The organism is Pedobacter sp. (assembly GCF_035566355.1).
Taxonomy (GTDB): domain Bacteria; phylum Bacteroidota; class Bacteroidia; order Sphingobacteriales; family Sphingobacteriaceae; genus Pedobacter.
The window spans coordinates 1-5,596 of the sequence record NZ_DATMRL010000185.1 but is presented as its reverse complement, the minus strand read 5'-3'; the positions used below and the strand labels follow the sequence as shown (position 1 = coordinate 5,596).

6 protein-coding genes are annotated in these 5,596 nt (G+C 37.6%); 2 read left to right on the top strand and 4 right to left on the bottom strand.

Annotated features, from left to right (window positions below; all coding sequences use genetic code 11):
• A partial coding sequence (locus VNZ46_RS07305; RefSeq protein WP_325559425.1) for an ABC transporter permease occupies positions 1–1,029 on the top strand: 1,029 nt, incomplete at its 5' end.
• Positions 1,030–1,044: 15 nt separating this feature from the next.
• Here the strand turns inward: VNZ46_RS07305 and VNZ46_RS07300 are convergent.
• A complete protein-coding gene (locus VNZ46_RS07300) occupies positions 1,045–2,007 on the bottom strand; it encodes a chitinase (protein ID WP_325559423.1) in 963 nt (320 codons plus the stop codon).
• 186 nt (positions 2,008–2,193) lie between these two features.
• Between VNZ46_RS07300 and VNZ46_RS07295 the strand changes: the two genes are divergently transcribed.
• Complete coding sequence (locus tag VNZ46_RS07295) at positions 2,194–2,607, top strand: hypothetical protein (RefSeq protein ID WP_325559422.1); 414 nt, start codon at positions 2,194–2,196, stop codon at positions 2,605–2,607.
• 56 nt (positions 2,608–2,663) lie between these two features.
• Here the strand turns inward: VNZ46_RS07295 and VNZ46_RS07290 are convergent, their stop codons facing one another.
• The 3 genes from VNZ46_RS07290 to VNZ46_RS07280 all read right to left on the bottom strand — a co-directional run.
• On the bottom strand, positions 2,664–3,383 hold the full coding sequence (locus VNZ46_RS07290) for a hypothetical protein (protein ID WP_325559421.1): 720 nt from the start codon (positions 3,381–3,383) through the stop codon (positions 2,664–2,666).
• Positions 3,384–3,445: 62 nt separating this feature from the next.
• Complete coding sequence (locus tag VNZ46_RS07285; protein ID WP_325559419.1) at positions 3,446–4,927, bottom strand: ATP-binding protein; 1,482 nt, start codon at positions 4,925–4,927, stop codon at positions 3,446–3,448.
• A gap of 151 nt (positions 4,928–5,078) precedes the next feature.
• The coding region (locus VNZ46_RS07280) for a metallophosphoesterase family protein (RefSeq protein ID WP_325559418.1) at positions 5,079–5,596 on the bottom strand (518 nt) is incomplete at its 5' end.

Sequence of the window (5,596 nt, the reverse complement as noted above, 5' to 3'; positions counted from 1 at the left end):
TATGTGCAGAAAAAAAACCAGGGATACCAGAAAGATAACGTGATCTATTTTGAAACTGAAGGAAAATTCAGAGACAATGTAAATTTTGCCATTGAGGCCGTAAAAAAAATCCCCGGTGTCCTCAATGCCTCAAGCATAGACCGGGAACTACTTGGAGACCTGAGTTATACTTTTGGAGAGTTTAGCTGGGAAGGAAGAAATCCAAAAGAGGCTATTAAATTTCAAAGGGCAACGGTAAATTCTGGTCTGATAGAAACTTTAGGTATTAAAATGGCCGGTGGGAGAAGCTTTTCCAATAAGTTTGGCGCAGACACATCAAAGATCATCATCAATGAAGCAGGTATAAGAGTGATGCGTTTGAGTCATCCGGTTGGCAAAACATTTATGCTTTGGGGTAAAAATTACGAGATCATTGGCGTAATCAAGGATTTTCATTTTGAATCCTTGCATGAGCCTGTAAAACCTATGTTTTTAAGATATACCCCTGTTGGAACCAACAGAGTGATGGTCAAAATTAGTCCGGGTAAAGTAAAAGAAGTTACAGACGATTTACAGAAATTAAACGCAACCTATAATCCTGGCTTCAGCCTGAGTGTTAAATTCCTGGACAAAGATTTCCAGGCGCAATACATTGCAGAAACCCGGGTATCGGTATTGTCCAGGTACTTTGCTTCTATAGCTGTCGTTATCTCTTGCCTTGGCTTATTTGGTCTGGCCATTTTTACAGCCGAAAGAAGACTCAAAGAAATTGGCATCAGAAAAGTTTTAGGTGCCAGCGAGATGAATATTGTTTACACTTTATCCAAAGATTTTGCTAAACCGGTGTTCTTTGCAATCCTGATCGCTTTACCCCTAAGCTATGTAATGACCAGGTACTGGTTAAACACATTTGCTTACAGGATGGAACTCCAGCTCTGGTATTTCTTCGCAGCAGGTGTACTGGCCTTGCTGATTGCCTGGCTAACAGTGGGCTTGCAAGCGATAAAAGCTGCCGGAGCAGATCCAATTCACTGCTTAAGAGAGGAATAGATCAGATCAGGCTTATTAAGATGGAAAGGGTACCATTTTAGCACAGGAACATACACAGCTGGGGTCTGAGACCTTAAGTAGTTTCAGGAAATACCGATAAAAACCAATTCTGTCCTGCATTCCGGAACTATTTTCTCCCTTATTACACTCTATGCTGCCATTAATGAGGTTAATGGTCATTCCGAAACCTGGTGCATAACCTGATGCCTTTTCTACCTCTGAGGGTTTCCATTCTCCGGTCATGACTGCATGTGCCGATGGTTTCCTGTTTTGTGGCGTCATCCAGAAATAAATAGCGGTTTTAAAAGATAAAACCGGATCCTTAGTCACCAGATCTGGTTTACCCAATAATATATCAGGGTCTCCAAAAATAACGGTAGAGGCAAACCCATAATTACCGTTATAACTCAATTGTAAAGGACCTCTTCCATAATATTTCTGACCAGCTACAGCTGGATATACTTTATTTTGGATTACATAATCAAGATCTGTACGGAGTTCATGTGTCAGCATCAGTCCATCATCAAACTTTCCATTTACGCCATTACGTGTTTCATGAGCAATATGGGCAAAAAAAGCTGCTGCTTCCTTTTTATTGAGATTTGCGCAGAAATCACCATAATTGATCTCTGTACTGGAATAAGGTTCTTTTTTCGCCCATTCCTGTTCCCAATCTGGATCCTGGCGTACTATTGTACTTTTCCCTGTTAACAGATCAGTTTTGGTTATTTTAAAGATCCATATCCCTCTTTTTTCAATTCTGATTTTAACTACTGACATTTCCGAAACTGCCTGTTTCAATGATTTATAGGAAAAAAACTGATTATGCCGGGGGAAAAACCGGTTAAAATCCTTTTCTGAAAAAAATGAAAGAAGAGAGGATTTCCGGGGCTGAGCATATAAACTGCAACTTGCTTTAAATGTAGCTATCGCCATAACTAAAAAGAGTACACTCATTTTCATTATTATGTTTTTCATCAGAATATATTTTTTTTAAAGGTTATGAAGCTATCATGGGCTGCTTAATTTTATTGTTCAACAGTTTCTGGTTTTCGAAAATACCAAAAAACCAGTAGATGAAAAACCACAAATCCTGGGATTGCAGAAGCTCAAAGTATGGGCGATTTTTGCCGCTATATTCATCTATAAATTTAAATAAAACCTATGAATCTTATTGTATTTAAAAAACAAACTTTGAAAATCGCAGCGCTTATTTCTTGTATGGCCATTATGGTTTCATGTAGTAAAAGCAAGGATGATGGTCCTCAATCTCCAGACAGCAGTTATCCAAAAGAAGTGACTATAGAATATAGAATCACTTCATCAGATTTAACTAAAGCAAATGTTATCTTTTCTAACGAAACAGGAGGAAACAGCAATATTAGTGATGCTGCACTTCCTTTTACAAAAACATTTAAAAGAACTGTGAAATATGCTGAAGCAGCTTCTATCGGCGTTACATCTTATGCCGGAGGTAATATTAAAGCAGAGATTTTTGTTGACGGAAAATCGGTAAAAACCGAATCTTACTCAGGAAATCAAGTCGTTACAGGTTCACTGGTCTACCCATTCATGTAAATTATTATGGTCGTTGTCTTCCCCTTTGGGAGACAGCGACCATTGTTTTATAGAAATTATTTTGCTTTCTCTATATCTCTCACAGAAGCGACAGCAGACGGCGAGGTATGATCTGCCGAGGGAAAAGGAACCAAAATCTTATTCCTGTCGTTATATGCTCCCAATTTATATTTTTCTTCATCGGGCTTAAACGCTTCATCTTTATGATCTAAAGCCGCCGCATCTTCTGTTTTAAAACCAGCTGCAATCTCTTTATGTCGCTTAACAACTAATGTATCGCCAGAGAGACGCAGCACTTTCATCATAGTTACGCCCTGAGATCCGCTCCCATCTGCGTTTCCATGTAAAAAAACCATAAGCAAATCACCTGGTCCTGTGGTGGAAAAATTCGCCTCCAGGGCCTTGAGTCTTTCCGATTCATTTGCAGCCCTGTTCTTATTCAGTACAGGTGCAATAACGATTAGTGCCAAAAAGACCCCTGCAATAATATACAGGTTACGAAACAGGCCCCAGGCAAAAGGAGTTTCCTCTTTTAAATTTTTTGCTTCAGTTTTTAATTCCTCTGTCCACTGTTTTTTGGAGATAATGGCATCTGACGCCACATCGACAACGACCACTTCTTGCAAGCCCAAAGTTCCTATAGGTCCAAAAAGTGACAAATATTTCTGTTTCACAAACAGTTCTACATTTTTTTTCTCTTTGGAATCGAGAGTTGCGTTAATTGAAATATTCCGTGAATTCAGGACTTTTTCATTAATATCATAAATTATAACCATAGATTAAGAACAACTCAAATATGATACCAATCTATGGGTAAGATAATCCAGATTGTTCTTTTCTAAGTATTAACCAACAGCATCTTCATTTCTTTTTTCTCTGTTCCCTCCAGTTCCAGGCGATAAATATATTCCTCGGCGTTCGGATTCCCTGTTTTCACCATATATCGTATTGACCATTTCAGCAAGGCAAACTCTCTTTTGCTACCTCCATAAACGCGGTTGATAAAGCGAAGAAAAATAAGGTCAGCATTTAAATTAAACTGCTCTAAAAGTTCAATAAACAAGAAGTATTCGAAAACATTTTTATCGAGAAAATGTATGTTTTTTAGATCTTCCATCAGGATACCATCAAGTAATAGCTCATCATAGGCATTTTTAAACACCATTAATTCTACGCTAAACAGATCCAGGTTCACCTCATCTTGTTGCACCCCATACCCCATCTGCTGGACAAGTTTTTTGAGGAGCAGGATTTTTTCTGTATAATTATTGGACTGATAAATCTTCTCTTTTATAAATCTGGCAATTACCTCCTGGTAAATTACAACTCGATTGTGGTGATCATTCTTATTCTCCATTTTAAATTGGAAGTAGAATGGTATATAAAATGGAAATTTCAGCAATCCAAACAGCTCAGGTTCAACATTAAAAAGCCCAAGATTAGCACATATCTGATCGACTTCATTTTGGCTGAGTAATGGAACAGGAGAAACATATGCCGGAACTTTTAGTCTTTTATTTAAACATTTCCAATCTTCTGGGGATACCGCCACAACAACTTTTATAAATCCAGGAACCAGGCGGTTCATAAAGTCAGCGAGGTATTCACTATAGTCGTCGATAATCAGAATCAGTTTTCTATTTTCTTTCGGCAACTGATCAGAAAGCAGGTCAAAAAGCTTTTTAGAATGATTTGCAAAACCAAGAAGCGCCTTAAGCTGATTTTCAAGCTGAAGTTTTGTTTTATTATGAGTTAAAAAGAGCTTTGCTTTCACAAAAAGGACAGAATAACCTTTATAAATCGTTTCTTTATCGGAAATATACTTATCCACCAGCCGGCTAAGTAAGATTGTTTTACCATAACCAGGCGGGGCTACAAATGCCATAAAATTAAACCGGCCATCACAAAATTCTTCAAAAGCATGCTCAGCAAACTTTCTGCCTACAGTTGTTTGGTAAGGCAATCCAGATCTGCAACTGATGTTTTTTAATGTAATCCTGGTAATCCTGTCAGCTTGATAACTTACTTTTTTCCATATATCTTCTTTGTCATCAAAATACGCACTACCCTCTGCAAGGGATTCAATGTATTCCGGTTTTCCAGCATACTCACACAAGGCTGTGATGGTGTACCTCGAAAAAGCAAACTTCGTAGCTGCAAATCCAAAAAGTCGTTTTAACGTTGTCTCACTGACATTCTTATCGAATTCTTTCCTGATATCTATCGAAATCCGTTTACAGTCTGCAGGCGTTACGTGACTAAGACCCGCTTTATAACATATAAGCGATTTCAACTTATCAAGGAGAGGCTTCTCATCCATATATAATCAAATTTCCATGATACTGAAATGCAATTTAGTGTTAAGGAATATTCCTTTAACTGCATTTTCAGTTTAAATTTGATAAATATCATGATTTTATTCTATTTATTATGTAATCTGTTACAATAAACTGACTACCCTTAAAAATCAATTAACATTTCAAAAAATCAGCATAAAAGTCTGGAATTTCACTCTTACAGATAGCCATGATCGTTTTCTCTTTCTCATATTCAACCCTAACAATCTCAACATCAACATCTTTACCATTAATAATCAACATACAATAAGTTGCTAAACGTCCGGCTTCTTTTGATCTGCCAACCGAACCACAGTTTATTAATAACAAATCTGATGAAGCATTTTTTACAGCAGAAATTTTCCGAATGTAAGGCAAATGCGTATGCCCCATCACCAGAACCTCACTTTGCTCAGCCTCCAGCATCTGATTTAAATCTGCGGCATCATGATCTTCATAGACATATTCTTCATTACTCCTTACACTGCCGTGAACGAGCAAAATATTTTGTATAGTTGTTTTTCCAAAGTTCAATTTTATCTGACGGGGTAAACTGGACAGATAATCTTTATTCGTCCGGGTTAGTATTTTCTTGGTGTAACGAATAGCCAGAGTTCTTGCTGCTGTTTCTTCTTCACTATGCTTGGCAAGAG

Coding starts and splice junctions, on each gene's coding strand:
- VNZ46_RS07285 (WP_325559419.1), bottom strand. CDS start 4,927: ATGGATGAGAAGCCTCTCCTTGATAAGTTGAAATCGCTTATATGTTAT.
- VNZ46_RS07295 (WP_325559422.1), top strand. CDS start 2,194: ATGAATCTTATTGTATTTAAAAAACAAACTTTGAAAATCGCAGCGCTT.
- VNZ46_RS07290 (WP_325559421.1), bottom strand. CDS start 3,383: ATGGTTATAATTTATGATATTAATGAAAAAGTCCTGAATTCACGGAAT.
- VNZ46_RS07300 (WP_325559423.1), bottom strand. CDS start 2,007: ATGAAAAACATAATAATGAAAATGAGTGTACTCTTTTTAGTTATGGCG.